This is a genomic window from Bifidobacterium sp. M3-N-101, assembly GCF_023656805.1.
Classification (GTDB): domain Bacteria; phylum Actinomycetota; class Actinomycetes; order Actinomycetales; family Bifidobacteriaceae; genus Bifidobacterium; species Bifidobacterium breve.
This window is the reverse complement of sequence record NZ_JAMOKQ010000007.1, coordinates 157,763-177,954: the sequence shown is the minus strand read 5'-3', so window position 1 is coordinate 177,954 and position 20,192 is coordinate 157,763. Positions and strand designations below refer to the sequence as shown.

Below are 20,192 nucleotides of genomic sequence, written 5' to 3'. Positions count from 1 at the left end.
CAGTCACGAATTGCGAATTAGTTGCAGGGGAAAGACGATAACGAATGCATCTGGGCGTGAGCGATTTGAGAAAAACCGACACTGCCATATTGCAAAAACGGTATGAGATATTGTCTTCGTCGGATAACCAGACGGGACCAAAGGAAGCTGGAACCACATTACCTGTTCAGGTTTCTGGAATAGTGCATCATTGCATATCGTCGATATTATGAAGCATCACAAAGCAGTGGAAACATTATTGGAAGTGTCGCAACAGGAGCGTCGTTGTGCATTTGGCAGAACCAAAGCAGAGCGAAGCGCATTGGAAAGACGGGCTTCTGCACAGGAGCTTGAACGGGTATTCCCCGGCCTGTTTGTGAAACCTGACTTTTGGAAGTCGCTGAACCCTGCCGAGAAGTCCGCTCATATTGCGCGCACATTGGGACTCCGCCATGGTCACTGGGTGTTTGCCGGTCTGACCGCCGCAAATCTTCACGGGTTCGAACATCAATGGTTACTGCATGACGGCACAATAACCATTGCCACACATACTCAGGGAAGTGATACCGGTAACGGACGAATACGGCGATTGTTCATACCGAAAAGCCAGCAGACGGATATACGGCATATTGATGGTGTTGCCGTGACCAGTGAAGCACGAACAGTGGTGGATTGCGCGCTGACTCTTGAATTCCGCTATGCACTGCCCATTGTCGACTCGGCATTGCGTCGGGGCGTTGCTATTAACGACATCATCGGCATATGCGCCAGTATGCAACGCGATTGCACTGCGGCGCTGCGGTTGTTGCATTATGCTGATCCTACCAGTGAAAATGGCGGCGAATCATTGACACGTGGCACCATCTTCGAAGGCGGATACAAGATTCCCGAATTACAGCAGACCATTATCGACCCCCAAACCGGCATGGCATATCGTGTTGATTTTCTGTGGCGGCTTGAAGATGGTCGCATGATCGTGGGCGAATATGATGGAACCCGCAAATACGTCGACCCAGAAATGACGGATAACAAAGGTGTGAGAGAAGTCGTTGCTGACGAGCGCATTCGCGAAGAAGGTCTGAAGCGAGGCGGAGTCAGTGCCATCGTGCGTTTCGGATTCGACGAAGTGATGAAGCGTACCCCGCTCTTGCATAAACTCCGTATGGCAGGCATACCATTGCGCTCATAATGAGAAAACGCAGTATCTGTCAGAATCATTGCGGCAGAACGATCCAGTGCGATTGATGAGACGCTGATACACTCATATTCATGAGAATGAGCGGCTCAGGATTTGATTCCACGGAATCGACTTATTATCTGGCCTCCCCGAACAATGAGATCGATCGGACCGGTAACGCCACTCATATTGCGATAGAACGGGTCGTTTCCTATATTGCGGAACATCTTGACGAGGATTTGTCCATCGACCGGCTGGCGGCAATTGCCTGTCTTAGTCGCTTTTATTTCGCTAAGGCATTCCGTGAAATCGTGGGGACCAGCCCGAATGAGTATGTGACACGTTTACGTGTCATACGCGCTAAGTATCTCCTGTCATTAACCGATTTGACCGTTCTGCAGATATCAAAGGATTGTGGTTATCGGTCGCAAAGTACGTTTGGAGCCATGTTCAAACGTTCCATTGGAGTGACTCCGTCCGAATATAGAAGTCAACTCATCATATCGAATCTTTCTGACTGATATGCCAAGAATTCTTGAATGATAGCCAAGAAATCAATGTAATGGCAGGTGAATTTGCTGAAAGTTCCTCTTATGGTGGGAACCAAGGCGAAGGAAACCGTCATGCAGTCAGAGGAATCCTTCGTCATGGAGAAAAGCGCGGGAACAGTTGCCAAACGATGGTTCTCGTGGGCGCAAGGAGGCGTATATGCGTAATATGGTTAAATTTACAGCGGCTTCGGTTGCGGTTGCCATGATGATTGGAATCGCCGGATGCGGTAGCCCCAATTCTTCGAATGGAGGAGCCGGCTTAGATGAGAAGCAGCAGCTACTCGTATGGGCCTGGGAACCGACCGTCAGTAAGGCTAAGCAAGGATTCGAGAAAGAACATCCGAATATTGATGTGAAGATTGTCAATGCGGGTTCTAGCAACGACGAGTATTCCGCGCTCAGCAATGCCATTGAAGCAGGTAGTGGTGCTCCTGATCTTGTTCAGCTGGATTTTAATGCAGTACCCCAATTTGCGATTTCCGGTGATCTGGAAGAACTATCTCAATATGGGTTCGATTCCAAGATGTTGTCCGAATACACAAAAGGTGCACAGAGCGGTGTCCACATAAACAACGGCATTTATGGTGTGCCGATTGGTGGCGGTCCGATGGCTTTGTTCTACAACAAAGAGGTGTTCGATAAAGCCGGTGTGACTGAAGCTCCAAAAACTTGGGATGAATACTATGAGGCTGCAAAGAAGATACACGCGCTGAGCCCAGACATGTATATTGCCGCTGAATCTGGCTCCGATGCGGGAATCGCTTTGTCGTTGATTTGGCAGGCGGGTGGTCAACCTTTCACCGTTGACGGCGAGAATATCACTATCGATTTGAAGAACGATCAAGGCGTGAAACGCTATGAGAGTTTATGGCAGAAGCTGATTGACGAGAAGCTGATTGACACGAAGACAATCGGCTGGTCGGATGATTGGTTCCGTGGCCTCGGCAACGGCAAAATTGCTTCAGTGGCAACCGGCGGCTGGATGCCTATTACTCTGCAACAATCTTCTTCCGAGGCATCAGGCAAATTCCGCGTTGCACCATTGCCAGGTTGGTCCGAGGACGATACAACGAGTGCCGAGAATGGTGGCGGATCCCTATCAGTCGTAAAAGGGTCCAAGCATGCTCAGGCCGCATACGAATTTGCTAAGTACGTTGGCTATGGTCCCGGGGAGAAGATACTCACCAGCAATGGCATCGTGCCTGATCTGACCAAGACGTTGGAAAGCGGCGAGTACCAGGATCAGAAGAAGGATTACTTCGGCGGACAGCAGGTCAACAAGGTGCTGGCCGAATCGGCGTCGAACGTGAAAACTGACTTCCAGTTCCTGCCCTATCAGGTATACGGTGGCTCCATCTATCCAGATTACATGTCCAAGGCATTCACCGGTGAGAACACCATCGCGGAACGTATGGGTCGTGTGATTCGGCCGTAATAAACCGGGTTGTCACTTACTGCGTTGAATTTGGAAAAGTTATGAGGCGGAACCAGAAACGGTGGCCCCGCCTCATTGTGAGCATTCCTATGCAATAAACGCGATGGGGGATGCGAGGTCCACGCCGGAACCGTCGCGGCGCATGTCGGGTTTGGGAAGCTCGACCGGGGAGCCGGCGGATGTGGAGGCGTGCAGCGGATAGGGGCCCACCCAGGCGAGAATCAGCGTGTTCTGGCCCTTGAGGAAGCGTTGGGAACGCACGCCACCGGTGGCACGACCCTTGGTGGGATACATCTCCAGCGGAGTCACCTTGGCGGCGCCGTTTTCGGTACCGGGCAGAGCATTCTCATCCCCGGCCACGGTGAGCACCACCGCGCCCGCACCCGAAGTCAGACCGTTCTCGCCTTCCTCGTAGGTCCAAGCCACCTTGCCGGCGGGCACCACATTGAAGGCCATCACATGAGCACCCTCGGCGAGCTTGATGCCGGCCATGCCGCCGGCCGTGCGGCCCTGCGGGCGCACGTTCTTCGCATCGAAGGTGAGTAGCGAGGAATCAGAGGAAACGAACACCAGACGGTCATCATCCTCAGCCACGGCGGCGAACACCACTTCGTCCCCGTCCTTCACGTCGATGACCGGCCAGGAATCCATGGTGGTGGGAGCTTCTCGGTTCCAACGCTTGACCACACCGTTGCGGGTGCCGATGGCCAGCGACGGCAGCGGCTTGGCCTCCGCCGTGGTTTCGCCGTCGCCGCCGTTTTCGCCGTTATCGGCCGACTGCTCCATGGCGATTGCGGTCACCACTCGTTCCCCGCGTACGGGGTCGGTGGATTCGGTCATGCTGATCAGGTCGTCGGCCTGGACTCCGCCCTGCAGAGAAAGCGTGGCGGACGCCGGCAAGGCCGGCAGATCGACCACATGTGCCAGCACCAGGCGTCCGGCCGAGGTGACCAGACCATAGGTGGCGCGGGTGGAAGTCCGGAAAATCGTGGTGATTTGATCATCATGCAGACGTTCGTCGGACGCGGAACGTGAGTTGAACACATCCATGGCGCTCGGCGTGGTACGGGCGATCAGGCCCGTGGCGCTCATCATCACCACGCACGGCTCGTCCTCGATCTTCAGGGCGCCGGTCAAAGCGGACTGTTCGCCGGTCTTCTTGGCGGCCGCAGCGGCGGCAGCCACATCGGCCTCGGCGGAGGAAATGGTGGTGGCGGACTTCACAGCCTCTAGCGCGGATTTCGAAATTCCGGAAGTGCCGGAACCCTGTGCCACGACCGGCGTCAACGTGCCGTCGGGATCGGCGTCCAACAGCACGGTGCGACGCGGCGATCCCCACTTGTCGACGGCCTCATCCATTTCGCTGGTGACCACATGGTCGAGCGCTTCGGCGGAGGCCAGAATGCGGGTGAGCTCCTCGATGCGCTTCTTCAAATCGTCACGCTCGGCCTCAAGTTCGATGCGGTTCATCTTGGTCAATCGGCGCAGACGCAGATCCAGAATGTACTGGGCCTGGACCTCGTCTAGATCGAATACGGCCATCAAACGGGTCTTCGCGGCATCCGCATCATCCGAAGTGCGGATCACCTGGATCACCTCGTCGATGTCCAGCATGGCCAGGAGTAGTCCCTCGACCAGGTGCAGGCGTTCCAGGGCTTTCTTCTTGCGGTATTCGCTACGGCGGCGAATCACCACGCGACGGTGATCAACCCATACCTGCAGCATCTCTTTCAAGCCCATCGTGTGCGGACGGCCGTCCACCAACGCCACGTTATTCATGGCGAAGTTGTCCTGCAACGGCGTGTGCTTGAACAGCTGGACGAGCACCGCATGCGGATCGAAACCGGTCTTGATCTCGATGACGATACGTGTGCCGTTATGACGATCGGTCAGGTCGAACGCGCCGGAGATACCCTCCAGCTTGCGGTTCTTCACACCGTCGGAAATACGCTCGATCACCTTTTCCGGACCTACCATGTACGGCAGCTCGGTGACCACGATGGCCTGCTTGCGGGCCGTGACATGCTCGATATGGGTGGCGGCGCGCGTGGTGAGCGTGCCTCGGCCGGTGGCGTAGGCCTCGCGAATGCCGTCGCGGCCGATGATCGTACCTCCGGTGGGCCAGTCGGGGCCCGGAACATAGCGCATCAGCTGTTCAAGCGTGGCATCCGGGTGAGCCATGAGGAACTTTGCAGCATTCACCACTTCGCCGAGATTATGCGTGGCCAGATTGGTGGCCATGCCTACGGCGATGCCCGAACCGCCGTTGACCAGCAGGTTCGGAATTGCGGCCGGCAATACGGTCGGCTCTTTGAGCTTGTTGTCGTAGTTCGGCGTGAAGTCAACGGTGTCTTCGTCGATATCCGCGTTCATGCCGAGAGCTGCCGGGCCGAGTCGAGCCTCGGTATAACGGGAGGCTGCCGGGCCGTCGTCCAAGGAACCGAAGTTACCGTGGCCGTCCACCAGCGGCAAACGCATCGCGAATGGCTGGGCCAAACGCACCATGGCCTCGTAGATTGCGGAATCACCGTGCGGGTGGAGCTTGCCCATCACCTCGCCCACCACGCGGGCGGACTTCATGTACGGGCGGTCGGGGGTCAGGTTCATCTCGCCCATCTGGTAGACGATGCGGCGCTGCACCGGCTTCAGGCCGTCGCGCGCATCGGGCAGGGCTCGCGCGTAGATCACCGAATACGCATATTCGAGGAAGGACTTGCTCATCTCCTCGTTCAGCGGCGTCTCGACGATATGCTCCTTGACCGTACGCGGATCATAGGTTTGCGCGGACGGTTTGCGGTGTGATGCCATGAAACTCCCTTTCGAACTCGCCCTATATTAGCGTCAGGTCGCGAAACGGCGCGCAGCGAATGGTTCTCAATAGGAAAAGTGTGAGTGCTCGGCCAGTCCAATCGCACATAAGACGACGAAAAATGGCGGAACTTCAGCACAATGACCTATGTGCGATTGATTGATATTGTGCGTTTGGCTCACACTTTTGCAATGGGGCACGGTTTTCTGTGAGCCTTATAATGAGCAATTATGAGTGTTGAGACGCCGGATATGGACGAATTGCTGCGGTTGGTGCCCACAGTGACTTATGGGGACACAGCTGCGGGCCGTGGGGGAGCGCTGCACCTTTCCGCCGTATTGCCGGCTCTTTCCGCCGCCATTGGTCATCCGATCTCGACCAAGGTCCACACCGATCCTCAAGCCTGCAAAAAAGCCCTCGGACTGCCTGACGCCACATCGGCCATCGTGGTGCTCGTGGACGGACTTGGCTACTGGAATCTCGCCATGCGCCTCGGCCATGCACCCTACCTGCGCTCGCTGATGAACGAGAGCGCCAACCAGCGTCCCATCGCGACCTGCGCACCCAGCACCACCGTGGCCGCCATGGCCACGTTCGGCACCGGCACCTGCCCGGGATTGACCGGTATGGCCGGATACACGCAGCTGGAGCCGAACAACCACAAGCTCATCCAACTCATCCAATTCAAGGATGCACTGGCGCCCAAACCCGTCAATCCAAGAATCACCACCCCTCCCATGGTCGATCCTCATGATTTGCAACGTGAACAGACCGTGTTCGAGAAGCTTCGCCGTCAGGAGGTGCGCGTCACCAGTTCCGGACTGCCCAAATTTGCCGGCTCTCCACTGACCGAGGCGGCCTTGCGCGGCACTGATTATCAGGCCAATGTCACCCCGCGTGATCGCGTGCTCGCCGCAGCACGCGCCGCCAGGAGGCCCGGCCTGACCTATCTGTATATCCGTGACGCGGACAAGGTGGGGCACAATTACGGCTGGGATTCCGAGCATTGGGTGGCGGCTTTCGAACACATCGACGCACAGCTTGCATTATTGAAACGTAGCGCGTCAGCCGGCACCTTGATCGTCATCATCGCCGACCATGGCATGGTGCAGACCGACATGGATCAGCGGCTCGACATCGCGACGGAGCCTTCGCTGATCCATGGCGTGGAACTGGTGGGGGGAGAGCCGCGCTCTCTGATGCTGTACGCCGAACCCGGCGAATCACCGGACGCCATAGCCGATCGCTGGCGTGACCGCTTGGGGGACGCGGCGTTGGTGCGTACCAAGGAACAGGCATGTGCCGATGGGCTGTTCGGCCCTGTATCGGAACGTATTCGGCCGATCCTCGGCGACGTGATGGTACAGGCTGCCGGCGCGGCCACATTCGTGGATTCGCGTACTCAGGGGGATAAGGCCACCCATTTGCCTAGCGTGCATGGGTCGCAGACGATGATGGAGATGGATATTCCCTGTTTGATTGACGTCGCCTGACCGATATCGTCTGACCGATATCGACATGGCATAGTCATATGATTCCGGGGAAAAGAGTCGTATCGTCAGGCGGCTATATCCGGCTATACCAGATATAGCGAATAATCAGTCGCCGAACAGAATCTCATCCCAGCTGGGCACCGCCGAGCGTCCCGACTTCCTTCTGGACGGCTTCGCAGCGGGTTCCGCCGGAGCTGCTTTGGCGGGTGCTGCGGTCTGTTCCTTTTTTGCGGCTTTGCCGGTTTCCGCTGGCGCCGCACCGGAATCGGAGGTGACTTCGTCATGGACCGGGGCATCGGATTGGGCAGCCGGAATCCGGCCGTCATCGGGCGGCGTCTGCGTACTCGCGGCACCGGTCGAAACCGGTGCGGAAAGCTTGACCGGCGGCATGGACCCGGAGGCGGAGAGATCGATCGGAGGCATCGAGCCGGTGGAGGTCACCGGATTCGAGGACGCCGGACGGGTCTGCGGAGCAGACGGCTTTGGCGCGGCCCATGCAGACACGGCACGCTCGATACGCGCCGAACGGACGGAATCGCCCGGCAGCGCAGGTTCCGGCGAAGCCTTTGCGCCGCCTGCGTTCTCGGTCCTCGGATTCTGCTCGCCGAGCAGCTTGCGTGCGGCATTGTTCAGGCAGACCACGGAATTGTCGTGCATGTTCCAGGTCCATTCGGCGTGGATCTCACGTCCGGCGGAAGTGAAAATCGCCACGATATGCCATGGTTCCAGCCCACGGCGGGTGGATTTCCAGGTCACCGACTCCATGCCGATGGACGCCGCCGCCAAAGTGCGTTCGACCAGCTCATTGATGGTGCGCACCTTGCTGTCCTTCGGAGCGGGCACCGTCAGGAACTGTTCGATCGCATACTGTTTTTCGGTTTCCACCGCGGCGGAGAAACGCCGTACCAGCGTTGTGCTCAGTCCGTAGCGTTCCGCCACGCGGGACGGGTCGGCGCCCGCACGAATCAGCGACTGGATCTGCGAGATGGGAAGTGTGGACTGCTCATGGGGCTGTTCCGGCTGCTGCTGTTCGCTGCGAATCTGCTTGGCCTCGAGAATCGCCCGTTCGAGCGTGTCGTCCAAGCTGACGGCGAACTGACGGCCTCCCAAGGAGAATACGAGGTCCCCCGTTTCGCTTACGCGCTCGAAACGGGCCTTCTCGAGCCGATCCTTAGGCATATGCACACCACTTTCCGTCGCAAAGACATTACTTATTCCCAGTATGCCCCACGTGTCGAACTTTACAAGTATTTCAAATCATGTATCCTATGGGCGAGTACAACGCGGCGAAACCGCGCGAACGCCAACGGTAGACGACGAAAGGACCATAATGGCTCAGGATTATGATTCCCCCCGTAACAAGGACGAGGACGAGGAATCGCTGCAGGCTCTGGGAAAGTCCGCGCAGAATACCTCGAGCGACATCGACGATGATGAGAACGCCATTGCCGAGGATTACGAACTGCCGGGTGCCGATCTGAGCAACGAGGACTCCTCGGTGACCGTTATCCCCATGCAGGGTGACGAGTTCATCTGCTCCCAGTGCTTCCTGGTCAAGCACCGCAGCCAGCTCGCCTACACCGATGAGGATGGCCAGCCGGTGTGTGAGGAGTGCGCCGCCTGATGGCGTTTGACGAGACCTACAACGAGCCTGAGTCCACCGAGGTCCTGGTCAAAAGCCTTGACCCCGAGCACCCGGCCCGGCTATATTACGCCCATGCGGGCGACGCCGGCGCCGACCTGATCACCACCGTTGACGTGACCCTGAAACCGTTTGAGCGTGCACTGGTTCCCACCGGTGTGGCTATAGCCCTGCCCGCAGGATATGTGGCACTGGTCCATCCGCGCTCCGGCCTTGCCGCCAAGCAAGGCGTCACCGTGCTCAACGCGCCCGGCACCGTCGATGCCGGATATCGTGGCGAGATCAAAGTGCCGCTGATCAATCTCGACCCGGAGCATACCGCCGTCTTCCACCCGGGCGACCGCATCGCCCAGATGGTCATCCAGCGCTATGTCGAAGCCCGATTCATCCCCGCCGAGACCTTGCCCGGCTCAGACAGGGCGGAACGGGGATTCGGATCCACGGGAGTGGCGTCCTGATTTAACCGTAGGCGGGGTCTGGATGCGATTGCCAACACGCAGTCAACCCCGATACACGGCTACAATGAGTGTCATATGAGGGAGGTGACTGGCATGTCGGAGATCGATGGCGAGCAGTATGCCGCCCGTAAGCTGGGATGCGAGATCAGTGCTGATCCGCTTAATCCGCTTGAACCAATCAAGCAGGTGTGCAAGGCTCATCACCCTGGAGAGGATTTGTCCATCCTCGATCGCGCCTATCAGCGTGCCGTTATCCAGCATTCCGTTCAGCGCCGCAAGTCCGGCGAGCCGTACATCATCCATCCGCTGGCCGTTTCCCAGATTCTTGCCGATCTGGGCATGGGTCCGATCGTGGTGGCGGCCGGTCTGCTGCATGACACTGTGGAGGACACGGACTACACACTGGATCAGTGCCGTGCCGAGTTCGGCGATACTGTGGCAGGTCTGGTTGACGGCGTCACCAAGTTGAGCCAGCTCGAAGTGGGTGATTCGGCCCAGGCCGAAACCATCCGCAAGCTTGTGGTGGCCATGAGCCGTGACGTGCGCACCTTGGTGGTCAAGCTCGCCGATCGTGTGCACAACGCCCGCACTTGGCGATACGTGAAGACCACCTCCGCCCAGAAGAAGGCGCGCGAAACCCTCGACGTGTATGCGCCGCTGGCCAACCGTCTGGGTATGAACGCCATCAAGACGGAGCTCGAGGAACTGAGCTTCAAGGTGCTCTACCCGAAGATTTACAACGAGATCGTGGTGTTGGTGGCTCGTCGGGCCGGTCAACGCGATGTGTATTTGAAGCAGATTCTGGCCGAGATCAATGAGGATCTGGACGAGCAGAACATCAAGGCATACGTCACCGGACGCCCGAAGGACTACTTCTCCATCTACCAGAAGATGATCGTGCGTGGCCATGATTTCGCGAACATCTACGATCTGGTAGGTGTACGTATCATCGTCGATACCATTCAGGACTGCTATGCGGCGCTTGGTGCCGTGCATGCGCGGTGGAATCCGGTTCCCGGCCGGTTCAAGGATTACATCGCCATGCCGAAGCTCAACATGTACCAGTCGTTGCACACCACGGTGGCCGGCCCCGGCGGTAAGCCGGTCGAAATCCAGATCCGTACGTGGGACATGCACCGTCGTGCCGAATTCGGTATCGCCGCGCACTGGAAGTACAAGGAGAACGGCCAGGCCGGTCGTGCCCTGAGCTCGCCAGACAAGTCCGACCGCAAGCGCGATGTGAACAATCAGGAGCTGTCCGAGGCCGATAACCTCAAGTGGATTCAGCAGCTCGCCGATTGGACCAGCGAAACCCCGGATTCCAACGAATTCTTGGGCTCTTTGAAAGAGGATCTTGGCTCGTCCGAGGTCTATGTGTTCACGCCGAAGGGCAAGATCGTCTCTTTGCCGGCTCATGCCACACCGGTTGATTTCGCCTATGCCGTGCATACCGAAGTGGGCCACCGCACCATGGGCGCGCGTGTCAACGGGCGTTTGGTGCCGCTCGACACCACGCTTGATAACGGCGATACGGTGGAGATCCTGACTTCCAAGTCCGATACTGCCGGTCCTTCGCGCGACTGGCTGAGCTTCGTCAAGAGCCCGAAGGCACGAAACAAGATCCGCCAGTGGTTCTCGAAGGAACGTCGTACCGAGGCCATTGAGGAAGGCCGCGACGAACTGACCCGCGCTATGCGCAAGCGTAACCTGCCGGTCAATGCGCTGCTGACCACCGAGGCACTGATCGGTGTGGCCGACGACCTCAATTTCCCGAACGCCGACGCTGTGTTCGCCGCCATCGGTGATGGGCAGATCTCCACGCAGAACGTCATCTCGCATCTGGTCAAGGATGCCGGGGCCGACGAGGTCGATGAGGAAGTTGAGCAGGAAGCCCTGCCTCTGAAGCCTGTTGAGCGTAAGAGCTCCAGCAGCTCTACCGGAGTGTCCGTCAAGGGCGTGGGCGACGTGTGGGTCAAATTGGCTCGTTGCTGCATGCCGGTGCCGGGAGATCAGATCATCGGCTTCATCACCCGTAATCAGGGCGTGTCCGTGCATCGTACCGATTGCCAGAACATGATCGATCTGAAGAACAAGCAGCCCGAGCGCGTGGTCGAGGTCGAATGGACCAGCACCAAAGGTCTGTTCATGGTCAAGATCCAGGTCGAGGCTTTGGATCGTCGCAACCTGTTGTCCGACGTGACACGCGTGCTGTCCGATCATGGCGTGAATATCATCTCCGGAACGATTGCCACCGGTTCCGACCGTGTGGCCACCAGCCAGTTCAGCTTCGAAATGGCCGATCCGCAGCATCTCAACACGCTGCTGGCCGCCGTGCGCAAAATCGATGGCGTGTTTGACGTGTACCGTCTGACCGGTGCCAAGGAGTCCGCTGAGCCGCGTATGCGCAAGATGAAGTAGTCCGTACCGTACTCTGGCTCCCCTCCAGAGGGGAGCCAAGAACGAGTAAGCCCTCTGATTGGAATCGATCAGAGAGCTTTGTTGTCGGTTGTGGTGGGTCTTACTCAGCCACGTCCACGGAGAGGATCACGGCCGGCTCGAGCGGGCGATCCATCGGATCGGTTTCGACGGCCTCGAGCTTGTCGACAACCTTCTTGGAAGCGTCATCAGCAACTTCACCGAAGATAGTGTGGTGGCCATCCAACCACGGGGTCGGCACGGTGGTGATGAAGAACTGGGAGCCGTTGGTGCCGTGCACCTTGCCGTCCATACCGCGGCGTAGACCAGCGTTGGCCATGGCCAGCAGATACGGCTTGTCGAACTTCAGGCTCGGATCGATCTCATCGTCGAACTCGTAGCCAGGGCCGCCGGTGCCGGTGCCGAGCGGGCAACCACCCTGAATCATGAACTGCTTGATGATGCGGTGGAAGGTCAGACCGTTGTAGAACTTGCCGTGGGAAGGCTGACCGGTGTACGGGTCGGCCCATTCCTTCTCGCCGGTGGCGAGGCCCAGGAAGTTGGCCACGGTGTTCGGGGCCTTGTCGTCGAACAGGTTGATGGTGATATCGCCCTCAGAGGTGCGCATGATTACGGTAGTCATGGTCTTAAGTGTCTCATGGGCTTGAGACCGGCCGGGAACCCCAATCCCGTCATGCTTTGAGGGCATGGACGGGAAACTCGAGCCGGACGGGACCCCGGATGGCACGAAACCAGCCAAGGCGCCTTTAGCAGCACCCGAGATTCTGCCCTCGATCGGGGCGTCGGGGTTGAAGGGACTGACAAGGAACCTGGGGGAGCCAGCACCTACCAAAGCACCTGGCTTCTCGGCAAAAACTCCATACTCGGCCGATTTTGCATATCCAGCCTCGGCTTTGCTGAGAATTGTGTCATCCATTAGGGCGCTCGGCGTGACACCTAGAAAATCGGCGGTCGTTACAAGATCGCTTACTGACCATCCAACTTTGCCGCACATCTTCATGGACATAGCACTTTTGGTAATGCCCAAAGCTTCTCCAAGTGCTTTTTGTGTTTTTCCGCTTAGTCCTAGATAGACTCTCACGTTGGTCGGGATCGCCGCTTCAGCACGTTGTCCTTTATCCAAAGGTGTTTCTGGTGAGACTTCCGATGTGGACATATGATCACTTCCCAAAATGGTTCAGAATTTCTTAATTAAGTGTCTCATACGATTTGCGTTCAGTCAAACTGTACGCTATGCTGAAGTACAGTAAAAATGAACCAAGTCAGGAAGAAAGAACTATGAATGTAGTGACCCAAAGAATAAGTGCTCTGGTAAAGGATGAGGGACTTACTTGTGCCCAACTCGGTTCATTGCTTGGTTTATCGAAAACTTCGGCGAATGGAAAACTCTTGGGACGCATTGGCTGGACGACTTCAGACATCGTTGTGTTGTCCGAGCACTTCCATGTGTCTACCGACTATTTGCTGGGGTTTGATGCTGATCATGAGGAGGTGGCGTGATGGCTGGTGGAATCTACGAACAGTCCGAATGGCCGGACAGCCGGTGGGATTGCGTCACGGTGTGCGATGGCTGCCACACAGTGGTCTGGAGCACGTTCTGGGACGACTACGATTCGGCCGCCCGCGACGCTTATTTCGCCCGTAACGGCTGGCGCAACTACTGCGTCCCGGGCGACACGGAGATTTTGGAGCTCTGCCCGGCCTGCGCCGTGCGCGCCCTGCGCCGCGGCGAGACCCGCGGTCTGGCCGACACCTGGCTCCGCCCCACGCATGCCTACACGCATGCCTTCCGGGAGGTCGATGCACAGCTCTCCGTCCGCGAACGGGTGGTGGCGAACCTGCTGCTGACCGAGGGGAGGACGGCATGAGCGACGAAGCCGGAAGACTCGTCTTCTCCCGCGACCCGTCGGGAACATTCATCGACGGTATGGTCTTCGGAACTTCAGGAGGCGGTGAGAACGCCAATCTCGAAGTGCTGTGTGCGTTGCCCTACGAGCTTGTACACCCACATGCTAGTGCCTCTGTCCTGGGTCCGCTGGTCGGCGTAGGGAATGTGAAGAGGCTGTCCCTGAGCGTCAAATACCTTGATGGTGAGATATCCGTCGGGCGGTACGACCGTGTATCCGGCTTTCTCGTTGAGCAGGCGCGCGCCCTCGTTGGTGGGGATGCTGAGTATCAGTTCAGCGCCGTGGTCTGCCGCCCAGGAGTCGCAGAACGCCTTGATCTGCGATCCGAAGCCTTCGCGCCGATGCTTCCTGACGACCGCGATCCCTTCGATGATGGCTGCATGCTCGGCGAAAGCCTCTCGTATCTGTGCGGCATGGACCCCGCTCGTCCCGGTGCGGTATATGAGCGTCTCGGCTACGCAAAGGGCTGGCTGGATGAGGGCCGCGCCTATCAGACGGTCCTGTCCCCATACGCCTATGTACGTAGGCCTGATCGTTCCATCGTCGTGTCTGACGACTGCTGGGACGCTTTGATCGAAGTCTTTGATGTCCCTGATGAGCAGGCTCTTGATTGCCTTTGCCTCGCCATCCGTTGCGGCGGCGCGTGGCCCGTCGACGGCGAGGGAGGTGGTGCGATGGTCTGATCCCATTCGATTTTCTCTCTTTCTCTGCAACTAAAAAAACGCCCGTTCCCGATGCTGGAACGTCGGGGGACGGGCGGTGCAACCAATATTCCGAGCGGCCGCGGATCCCGTATCTTGCCGGATCCCGGTCCGTGGCCGCCCAATGCATTGTCTTGGAGTAGTGATCACACATGAACGACTTTACTAAAGCATTCCGCATGTCTTGCTCTGTGTTTCCCGAGTGTAACCGGGATTTCCAGGCGCCGGTTTGGACGTTCCCGGTCGTGGTGGCATTCGCCCGCCACAACGGTCCGGGCTCCGTCGATTCCCGTCGCCTGGCGTCGATGATGGCGCACCCGTCCATGGAAGGGAAACTCGCGTGAACTGGCTTGCAATCGTATTGATCGTGTTCGTCGCGTTCTCGTGGCTGATGACGTTGGCCCTGTGCCGGGCGGCACGTCTCGGCGACGAGATGGCCGCCAGATTGGCCGACGAACGCCGTGCCGCCCAGCAGCGTGAGGAGGACCGACCGTGAGCAACATCGCACTGTCATGGGCCTTCAAATGCCATGTGGGCAACGCCAGCGCGAAGGCCGTGCTCGTCTACCTCGCGGACCGCGCGGACGACGACGGCACCGCAGCCTATCCGAAGATCGCGACCATCGTCAACATCACCGAACTCTCGGAACGGACCGTGCGCACCGCGTTGAAGACTCTCCAGGAACGCGGCTTCATCCGCCGTGGCGACCAACGGTACGCGCGCCTCGGCAAGGGCGGCAGGAACCGTCTGCCCCAGTACTGCCAGATCGTGTGGGACCTCGCGGTCGAATCCGACCCGTCGACCCTTGAATGGATCAAGGAGACGCACACGGCGGAACACGACCCGAAGACCATGGGCAATACCGTGGACCCCGCCGCCTCCACCATCATGGAAAACGGCGAATCCAAGGACGTGACTCCGGAAAACGCTGGAACGAAGCCGATTCCCAGCACTGCAAATCTCGCAGGGCTGGAAAACGACCCGGAACCGGCACTGCAAATCTCGCACCTCCAGCACTGCGAGAGCTGCACCCCCAGCACTGCAAATGCCGCAGGGCTGCTATATAAGGATAAAACCCTCCAGGTAAACCCTCCGAGTAAACCCTCCTTCCCCTCTGCCCCTACGGGGCATCTCCCCGCAAGCGGGGCGACCGCCGCCGAAAAAAATAAAACCGAACAACTCGACGAGGACGACACCGAGATCGCCGAAGCGGCCGGACGGGTCCTCGCCTCGCTCGGTGCGCAGCGCTCGATGCTCGGCCTGGCCACGCCCTCACCGACCAAAGCCGACCGCAAGGCCATCATCGGCCTGTACCGCAGGCTCGTCGACCAGGGAGCGCAATGGCCCACCCTCGTGATGGTCGACGCGATCGGCTTCGCCATGAACGGCGATTGGTGGCCCAAACGCATCCGCACCGGCCGGGCCCTCGCCAGACACTGGGACGAACTCAACGACGACATGATCCTCGCAGCCGGCCGCACAGACGGCGACGCACACGCGCAGACGGTTCCGGCGGCCGTGCCGGAGCCGGATGCTGCGCCATGGCTGCCCGACTGGGCCGTGGAGACGCTGGCCGAATTGGACGGCCAGGACGCGACGGCCGGAGGGGAGGCGACGGCATGACCACGAGCATCGACTGTTCCGAGGCGGGCTTCAGCGAATTCCTCCTCGCCAACCCGCAGCTCGACGGGCACGCGGACCTGATCTGGCAGCTGCACGCCGTCTACTGGCGCAACAAGCGCCTCGGCCATCCCAAGGCCGTCGGTCTGCTGATCCAATACGCCCGGGCATGGGCCGCCCGCAATCCCGGCGAAACGGCCATAGGGCGGCTCCGGCCACATGCACAGGAGCCCTTGCCGGGGCGTCGGCCATGAACGGGCGGGACGTGATGCCGGCATGCGCGAGGATCGCCGCGGTCGACCCGGACCTCGCCGACCGAATGTGGAACACCGTGACGGACCCGGACGGCCGGGACCTGATCGACGAACGGATGCGGGGCAAGGGCCGCATGCTGTGTGCCGCGTGCCCCATGCGCCTCGACTGCATCAGCCGCGCTCTCGTCAACGGCTGGAAGGACAAGGCCGTGTACGGCGGGCTCGACTATGCGAGCCGCTGGATCCTCGCCCGACTGATCGCCCGCGACCTGCACATCGACATGTCCGGCCTGCACCGGATCACGCCGCACCGGATCCGCGAATGGCTGGCCGCCAACCCGGACTGGGGCGAACGCATGCGCCGGGACGGCAGGGACTACTGGCGGTCCGTCAAACGCCGCCAACGCTCCCGCCGCGAATACACGCACGACGACCCGCTCTTCCTCCCGACCGAACCCGTGCCGGACGGCCTGGTCCAGGGCAGCCTCTTCTGACCGCCGCCACCGCAGTCCGAGTGGACTGCGGCACAGGCCACGATACCGAAAAACCAATTAACCGATTTACCGAAAACAGTACAGGCCGGAATACCGGAACCAACGAACCATGCCACAGGCAATCCCATTTAAGCGTTGCGGCGCATATAACCACAACGCTTATGTGAGGTATTCAGGTCGAAGCGCAAGGTAATGCCTTCAACCGACTGGATACCGCGATACCGGAACCGGTAAATACCGAAAAACCGTAAAACCAAAATAAGGAGAAACCGATGAACGACAAGAAGAACCGCGAGCCGATGGTCATCGCATTGGCGACAGGCAAGGGCGGCAGCATGAAGACCACAAGCGCCGTGTTTCTGGCCTGCGCCCTCGTGGACCAGTCCCGGGGCGAGCAGCACGTGCTCGTCGTCGACGCGGACGTGCAGGGCGACGCGAAGGACTGGTGGTACAGGGCCGACGAGCTGGGTGATCCGTTGCCGTTCGACGTGATGTCCGCCGCGCCGGCCGACATCACGCACCTGCGCGGGATCAACGACAGGCTCGACGACCCCGTCGACTGGGTGCTGATCGACTCCGCCCCATACGGGCGCGCATTGGACGAATCGGTGAACAACGCGGACCTCGTGGTCATCCCGTCGAGCCCCAGCCGCATCGATCTCGACCAGGCGGTCGGGGTGAAGAACCTGTGCGACCGGCGCGGCGTCCCCTCCGCGATCCTCCTGTGCCGCACCGAGGCCAACACGACGGCCCTGCGCGACGCGCTGGAATGGATCGACGCCGCGGGCATCGCGTGCTTCGAGACGCTGATCCCGAAGCGCCAGGACATCCTCAACGCGAAATCCACCCGGCCCCGCGGGTCCCGCCTGCACGAATACCGGGACCTGGCCGGCGAACTCAAGCAGACCATGCGACAGCTCAAGGACAAGGAGGAGGACCTGTGAGGAACATGAACCTGACGCCCCGGCCGCGCGACCTGACCGCGCTGCTCAACAGCGACCGGACGGATACCGCGATACCGGAACCGGTAGATACCGAAAAACCGAATACCGCAATGCCGAATACCGAAAAAACGAAAAACCGGAAGGACGAAAAACCGGAATCCGGGGAGGGCTGGGTGAAGACCAGCGTGAGCCTTCGCGCCTCGACCCGACGCCGGCTCAAGACCTGGGCCGCCGCGCACGACATGCGCATCCAGGAGGTATTGGAGGACGCTCTGGACTCGTATCTGTCCTGACCCATCGATCCCCGTGACGATCCCCGCCACGGGGATTCACGTTTCCGGGTCAGACAGCGGCGGCGTGCCGCGAATATCGATGGCATCATCGCCGCTTTCGCCGACCATCCGGCTGGTTTCGAGGGTTTCTGCGCGGACATGTTCCGTTCGCTCGGATACACGACCGAGGTGACCCCTGCCTCCAGGGACGGTGGATACGACATCCTGCTGCGGGGCCGGGACGGCGTCATGTCCATCGTTGAATGCAAACCCGGATTCAACTTGTAAGTGCAACGGCTGGTTTCGGGTCGGCTTGTTTTGATTGTAGCTTGGCCATCTCCTCGTCCCATACCTCGTTGGGCGTTTTGTATCCGAGGAGTTTCATGGGGGTGTCGTTGATCTCCCCGACGATCGCGTCGAGCTCGTCCTGCGTGAGATCCTCGAAACTGGTTCCCTTGGGCAGGTAGCGGCGGATCCTGCCGTTCCTGTTCTCGTTGCTGCCGCGCTGCCAGGAGCTGTACGGGTCGGCGAAGTACGTGAGCATGCCCAGCGCCTCGTCCACCAGCATGTGCAGGGACGCCTCCGTGCCGTTGTCCCACGTGCGGTCGACGCGCGCGGCCGGCGGCATGTCCTTGAAGATCTCGTATTCGGCCCTGGCCGTGGCGGACGCGCTCTTGTCGTCGACGAGCCGGGCGAACAGCCCGCGGCTCCTGCGCTCCACCTGCGTGTTCATGCAGCGCCTCGACGGCGCGGCGCCGACCACCGTGTCCGACTCGAAATGGCCGAACCCTTTCCTGGATCCGACCGCCTCGGGCCGGTCCGCGATGGGCACGCGCATCGGGATGCGCGGCCCCTTCGCCTTCCTGCCCTTTTTCCTCGTCCGGCGTTTCCTGCCGCGCGCCAGGTAATGGCGCAGGTCCAGCGCCCGCTGCGGCTTGGCGTAGATCCACTGGTAGAGGCACTCGTGGCTGATCCGCATCGACGGGTCGCCGGCGTACCGGGCCTTCAACCGTCCCTCGATCAGTTCCGGGCTCCACCCCCTGCGCAGCGCGTCCAGCACCCAGGCGCGCAACGGGCCCGAGTCCATGCGGCGCGGCTTGCGGGATCCGCGCCGGCGCAGGTCCGCCTTCCTCTGCGCGGCCAGCGCCGAATAGAACGGACCCGAGGTCCACGGCCCGGTCTTCAGCCGTTTCGGCCGGTAGGGGCGGTACGACCCGTTCTCGTTGGACGCGAACCACAGGCCGCGCCTCAGCTCGCGGCTCACGGTGGACTTGTCCCGGCCGATCCTCTCCGCGGTCCGACGGATGCCCGGATGCTGTTCGCAATGCAGCTTCTCGATCAGGATCCTCTCCTCGGACGACAGGTGCGAATACTGTTGACCCATGAGTGCGACACCTTCTTAAGTTAGAAACTTCGAACACTTCCAACCCTAGACAAGGTGTTGCACTTCTATTTAGAACCCGGGAAATGCTATGCACACGGCGCGACCGCGTAAAATCGATCCAGAGAAGAGATATTAAAGGGGGTTGGCTATGGACATGAGCAATCCGCTGACTGTAGTCGGAATCGTGTTGATGGCGTTCATCGTGTTGATGGTCCTGAGCGTGGTTCTGGAGTTCCTGTCGCATCCGATACGTTTCCTGGCAAAGATCGTGCTGAAGATCGCGGGCATACTGTTCGTGATACTCGCGATGTTCCAGATCGCCGATCTCATCAACAACAAGGGCGTGAAGTGGGACGCCGTGGCAGTCATGGTCGGCTGCGCCCTGGTCGGCGCACTGTGCGAGTGGCTGATTGTGCGTCCGAGCATGCTCGAACGCCGCGCCATGGAACGAGAGGCCATCGAGAGAAGGCAGAACGCCGAGCATGAGAAATGGAAGCGGTATCAGGATGAGCGGCACGACTGGGAATGGGAGCGCGACCGCACGATATGGAAAGACGGAAACGAGGAATGAGATGAACGAAAAGAACGCTGCGCCGGAGCCGGGGGAGAGGTCCTGTCTCTCGCGCACGGGCGTGA

General features: G+C 59.6%; 24 protein-coding genes. 19 read left to right on the top strand and 5 right to left on the bottom strand.

What is annotated here, in order from left to right; all coding sequences use genetic code 11:
- The first annotated feature begins 208 nt into the window (after positions 1-208).
- From NBH12_RS07430 to NBH12_RS07420, 4 genes are all read left to right on the top strand, one after another.
- Positions 209-1,168, top strand: coding sequence for a hypothetical protein (locus NBH12_RS07430; RefSeq protein ID WP_025221804.1), 960 nt, complete (start codon positions 209-211; stop codon positions 1,166-1,168).
- An 80-nt stretch (positions 1,169-1,248) separates the two neighbouring features.
- Complete coding sequence (locus NBH12_RS07425) at positions 1,249-1,677, top strand: helix-turn-helix domain-containing protein (protein WP_106621736.1); 429 nt, start codon at positions 1,249-1,251, stop codon at positions 1,675-1,677.
- 72 nt (positions 1,678-1,749) lie between these two features.
- The gene (locus NBH12_RS10860; protein ID WP_284703254.1) at positions 1,750-1,872 is read left to right on the top strand and encodes a hypothetical protein; all 123 of its coding nucleotides are present in this window, start codon (positions 1,750-1,752) and stop codon (positions 1,870-1,872) included.
- A complete protein-coding gene (locus tag NBH12_RS07420) occupies positions 1,865-3,142 on the top strand; it encodes an ABC transporter substrate-binding protein (protein ID WP_124880099.1) in 1,278 nt (425 codons plus the stop codon). The genes NBH12_RS10860 and NBH12_RS07420 overlap by 8 nt, the downstream gene beginning before the upstream one ends.
- 87 nt (positions 3,143-3,229) lie before the next feature.
- Here the strand turns inward: NBH12_RS07420 and NBH12_RS07415 are convergent, their stop codons facing one another.
- Positions 3,230-5,950 (bottom strand): DNA gyrase/topoisomerase IV subunit A, encoded by a 2,721-nt coding sequence (locus NBH12_RS07415; RefSeq protein ID WP_106641578.1) that lies wholly within the window; start codon positions 5,948-5,950, stop codon positions 3,230-3,232.
- A gap of 231 nt (positions 5,951-6,181) precedes the next feature.
- Between NBH12_RS07415 and NBH12_RS07410 the strand changes: the two genes are divergently transcribed.
- On the top strand, positions 6,182-7,444 hold the full coding sequence (locus NBH12_RS07410) for an alkaline phosphatase family protein (protein ID WP_003831738.1): 1,263 nt from the start codon (positions 6,182-6,184) through the stop codon (positions 7,442-7,444).
- 105 nt (positions 7,445-7,549) lie between these two features.
- Here the strand turns inward: NBH12_RS07410 and sepH are convergent, their stop codons facing one another.
- Positions 7,550-8,623 (bottom strand): septation protein SepH, encoded by a 1,074-nt coding sequence (gene sepH / locus NBH12_RS07405; RefSeq protein ID WP_015438895.1) that lies wholly within the window; start codon positions 8,621-8,623, stop codon positions 7,550-7,552.
- 151 nt (positions 8,624-8,774) lie between these two features.
- Here sepH and NBH12_RS07400 point away from each other — a divergent pair, with 151 nt between their 5' ends.
- From NBH12_RS07400 to NBH12_RS07390, 3 genes are all read left to right on the top strand, one after another.
- Positions 8,775-9,068 (top strand): DUF4193 domain-containing protein, encoded by a 294-nt coding sequence (locus tag NBH12_RS07400; protein ID WP_003830675.1) that lies wholly within the window; start codon positions 8,775-8,777, stop codon positions 9,066-9,068.
- Positions 9,068-9,544: a dUTP diphosphatase gene (gene dut / locus NBH12_RS07395; protein WP_052790252.1), complete on the top strand. Its 477-nt coding sequence runs from the start codon at positions 9,068-9,070 to the stop codon at positions 9,542-9,544. Before NBH12_RS07400 ends, dut begins: the two co-directional genes overlap by 1 nt.
- 93 nt (positions 9,545-9,637) lie before the next feature.
- Complete coding sequence (locus NBH12_RS07390; RefSeq protein ID WP_250819324.1) at positions 9,638-11,962, top strand: RelA/SpoT family protein; 2,325 nt, start codon at positions 9,638-9,640, stop codon at positions 11,960-11,962.
- Positions 11,963-12,062: 100 nt separating this feature from the next.
- Here NBH12_RS07390 and NBH12_RS07385 read toward each other — a convergent pair whose 3' ends face one another.
- Positions 12,063-12,602 (bottom strand): peptidylprolyl isomerase, encoded by a 540-nt coding sequence (locus tag NBH12_RS07385; RefSeq protein ID WP_015438894.1) that lies wholly within the window; start codon positions 12,600-12,602, stop codon positions 12,063-12,065.
- 611 nt (positions 12,603-13,213) lie between these two features.
- Between NBH12_RS07385 and NBH12_RS07380 the strand changes: the two genes are divergently transcribed.
- Positions 13,214-13,480, top strand: coding sequence for a helix-turn-helix domain-containing protein (locus NBH12_RS07380; RefSeq protein WP_003830682.1), 267 nt, complete (start codon positions 13,214-13,216; stop codon positions 13,478-13,480).
- Entirely contained in the window at positions 13,480-13,848 is a 369-nt protein-coding gene (locus tag NBH12_RS07375) for a hypothetical protein (RefSeq protein ID WP_015713702.1), read from the top strand. The genes NBH12_RS07380 and NBH12_RS07375 overlap by 1 nt, the downstream gene beginning before the upstream one ends.
- A gap of 74 nt (positions 13,849-13,922) precedes the next feature.
- Here NBH12_RS07375 and NBH12_RS07370 read toward each other — a convergent pair whose 3' ends face one another.
- Positions 13,923-14,576 (bottom strand): GNAT family N-acetyltransferase, encoded by a 654-nt coding sequence (locus NBH12_RS07370; RefSeq protein ID WP_250819323.1) that lies wholly within the window; start codon positions 14,574-14,576, stop codon positions 13,923-13,925.
- A gap of 164 nt (positions 14,577-14,740) precedes the next feature.
- Here NBH12_RS07370 and NBH12_RS07365 point away from each other — a divergent pair, with 164 nt between their 5' ends.
- The 8 genes from NBH12_RS07365 (at position 14,741) to NBH12_RS10990 (ending at position 18,460) form a co-directional block, all read left to right on the top strand.
- A complete protein-coding gene (locus tag NBH12_RS07365) occupies positions 14,741-14,932 on the top strand; it encodes a hypothetical protein (protein ID WP_250819322.1) in 192 nt (63 codons plus the stop codon).
- A complete protein-coding gene (locus NBH12_RS07360) occupies positions 14,929-15,084 on the top strand; it encodes a hypothetical protein (RefSeq protein WP_015713700.1) in 156 nt (51 codons plus the stop codon). Before NBH12_RS07365 ends, NBH12_RS07360 begins: the two co-directional genes overlap by 4 nt.
- A complete protein-coding gene (locus tag NBH12_RS07355) occupies positions 15,081-16,211 on the top strand; it encodes a helix-turn-helix domain-containing protein (protein WP_003831746.1) in 1,131 nt (376 codons plus the stop codon). Before NBH12_RS07360 ends, NBH12_RS07355 begins: the two co-directional genes overlap by 4 nt.
- Positions 16,208-16,462 (top strand): hypothetical protein, encoded by a 255-nt coding sequence (locus NBH12_RS07350; RefSeq protein ID WP_015713699.1) that lies wholly within the window; start codon positions 16,208-16,210, stop codon positions 16,460-16,462. The genes NBH12_RS07355 and NBH12_RS07350 overlap by 4 nt, the downstream gene beginning before the upstream one ends.
- Positions 16,459-16,956: a WhiB family transcriptional regulator gene (locus NBH12_RS07345; RefSeq protein ID WP_003831747.1), complete on the top strand. Its 498-nt coding sequence runs from the start codon at positions 16,459-16,461 to the stop codon at positions 16,954-16,956. Before NBH12_RS07350 ends, NBH12_RS07345 begins: the two co-directional genes overlap by 4 nt.
- Before the next feature lie 272 nt (positions 16,957-17,228).
- Positions 17,229-17,900 (top strand): AAA family ATPase, encoded by a 672-nt coding sequence (locus NBH12_RS07340; protein ID WP_015713697.1) that lies wholly within the window; start codon positions 17,229-17,231, stop codon positions 17,898-17,900.
- Positions 17,901-17,905: 5 nt separating this feature from the next.
- The gene (locus tag NBH12_RS07335; protein ID WP_041473869.1) at positions 17,906-18,193 is read left to right on the top strand and encodes a chromosome partitioning protein ParA; all 288 of its coding nucleotides are present in this window, start codon (positions 17,906-17,908) and stop codon (positions 18,191-18,193) included.
- Positions 18,194-18,196: 3 nt separating this feature from the next.
- Positions 18,197-18,460 (top strand): restriction endonuclease, encoded by a 264-nt coding sequence (locus NBH12_RS10990; protein ID WP_350448321.1) that lies wholly within the window; start codon positions 18,197-18,199, stop codon positions 18,458-18,460.
- Here the strand turns inward: NBH12_RS10990 and NBH12_RS07330 are convergent.
- A complete protein-coding gene (locus NBH12_RS07330) occupies positions 18,450-19,556 on the bottom strand; it encodes an IS30 family transposase (RefSeq protein WP_250819321.1) in 1,107 nt (368 codons plus the stop codon). The two genes, NBH12_RS10990 and NBH12_RS07330, sit on opposite strands and share 11 nt — an antisense overlap.
- Positions 19,557-19,704: 148 nt before the next feature.
- On the opposite strand from NBH12_RS07330, the gene NBH12_RS07325 reads away from it, so the two are divergent.
- Entirely contained in the window at positions 19,705-20,127 is a 423-nt protein-coding gene (locus tag NBH12_RS07325) for a hypothetical protein (protein WP_052789804.1), read from the top strand.
- Positions 20,128-20,192 lie beyond the last annotated feature (65 nt).

Bases quoted from the DNA above. Each gene is read 5' to 3' on its own strand.
- NBH12_RS07350 (WP_015713699.1), top strand. From the start codon at position 16,208: ATGACCACGAGCATCGACTGTTCCGAGGCGGGCTTCAGCGAATTCCTC.
- NBH12_RS07340 (WP_015713697.1), top strand. From the start codon at position 17,229: ATGAACGACAAGAAGAACCGCGAGCCGATGGTCATCGCATTGGCGACA.
- NBH12_RS07425 (WP_106621736.1), top strand. From the start codon at position 1,249: ATGAGAATGAGCGGCTCAGGATTTGATTCCACGGAATCGACTTATTAT.
- NBH12_RS07370 (WP_250819323.1), bottom strand. From the start codon at position 14,576: ATGGGATCAGACCATCGCACCACCTCCCTCGCCGTCGACGGGCCACGC.
- NBH12_RS07430 (WP_025221804.1), top strand. From the start codon at position 209: ATGAAGCATCACAAAGCAGTGGAAACATTATTGGAAGTGTCGCAACAG.
- NBH12_RS07420 (WP_124880099.1), top strand. From the start codon at position 1,865: ATGCGTAATATGGTTAAATTTACAGCGGCTTCGGTTGCGGTTGCCATG.
- dut (WP_052790252.1), top strand. From the start codon at position 9,068: ATGGCGTTTGACGAGACCTACAACGAGCCTGAGTCCACCGAGGTCCTG.
- NBH12_RS07410 (WP_003831738.1), top strand. From the start codon at position 6,182: ATGAGTGTTGAGACGCCGGATATGGACGAATTGCTGCGGTTGGTGCCC.
- NBH12_RS07365 (WP_250819322.1), top strand. From the start codon at position 14,741: ATGAACGACTTTACTAAAGCATTCCGCATGTCTTGCTCTGTGTTTCCC.
- NBH12_RS07330 (WP_250819321.1), bottom strand. From the start codon at position 19,556: ATGGGTCAACAGTATTCGCACCTGTCGTCCGAGGAGAGGATCCTGATC.
- NBH12_RS07390 (WP_250819324.1), top strand. From the start codon at position 9,638: ATGTCGGAGATCGATGGCGAGCAGTATGCCGCCCGTAAGCTGGGATGC.
- NBH12_RS07335 (WP_041473869.1), top strand. From the start codon at position 17,906: ATGAACCTGACGCCCCGGCCGCGCGACCTGACCGCGCTGCTCAACAGC.
- NBH12_RS07380 (WP_003830682.1), top strand. From the start codon at position 13,214: ATGCTGAAGTACAGTAAAAATGAACCAAGTCAGGAAGAAAGAACTATG.
- NBH12_RS07375 (WP_015713702.1), top strand. From the start codon at position 13,480: ATGGCTGGTGGAATCTACGAACAGTCCGAATGGCCGGACAGCCGGTGG.
- NBH12_RS10860 (WP_284703254.1), top strand. From the start codon at position 1,750: ATGGTGGGAACCAAGGCGAAGGAAACCGTCATGCAGTCAGAGGAATCC.
- NBH12_RS07325 (WP_052789804.1), top strand. From the start codon at position 19,705: ATGGACATGAGCAATCCGCTGACTGTAGTCGGAATCGTGTTGATGGCG.
- NBH12_RS07415 (WP_106641578.1), bottom strand. From the start codon at position 5,950: ATGGCATCACACCGCAAACCGTCCGCGCAAACCTATGATCCGCGTACG.
- NBH12_RS07385 (WP_015438894.1), bottom strand. From the start codon at position 12,602: ATGACTACCGTAATCATGCGCACCTCTGAGGGCGATATCACCATCAAC.
- NBH12_RS07345 (WP_003831747.1), top strand. From the start codon at position 16,459: ATGAACGGGCGGGACGTGATGCCGGCATGCGCGAGGATCGCCGCGGTC.
- sepH (WP_015438895.1), bottom strand. From the start codon at position 8,623: ATGCCTAAGGATCGGCTCGAGAAGGCCCGTTTCGAGCGCGTAAGCGAA.
- NBH12_RS07400 (WP_003830675.1), top strand. From the start codon at position 8,775: ATGGCTCAGGATTATGATTCCCCCCGTAACAAGGACGAGGACGAGGAA.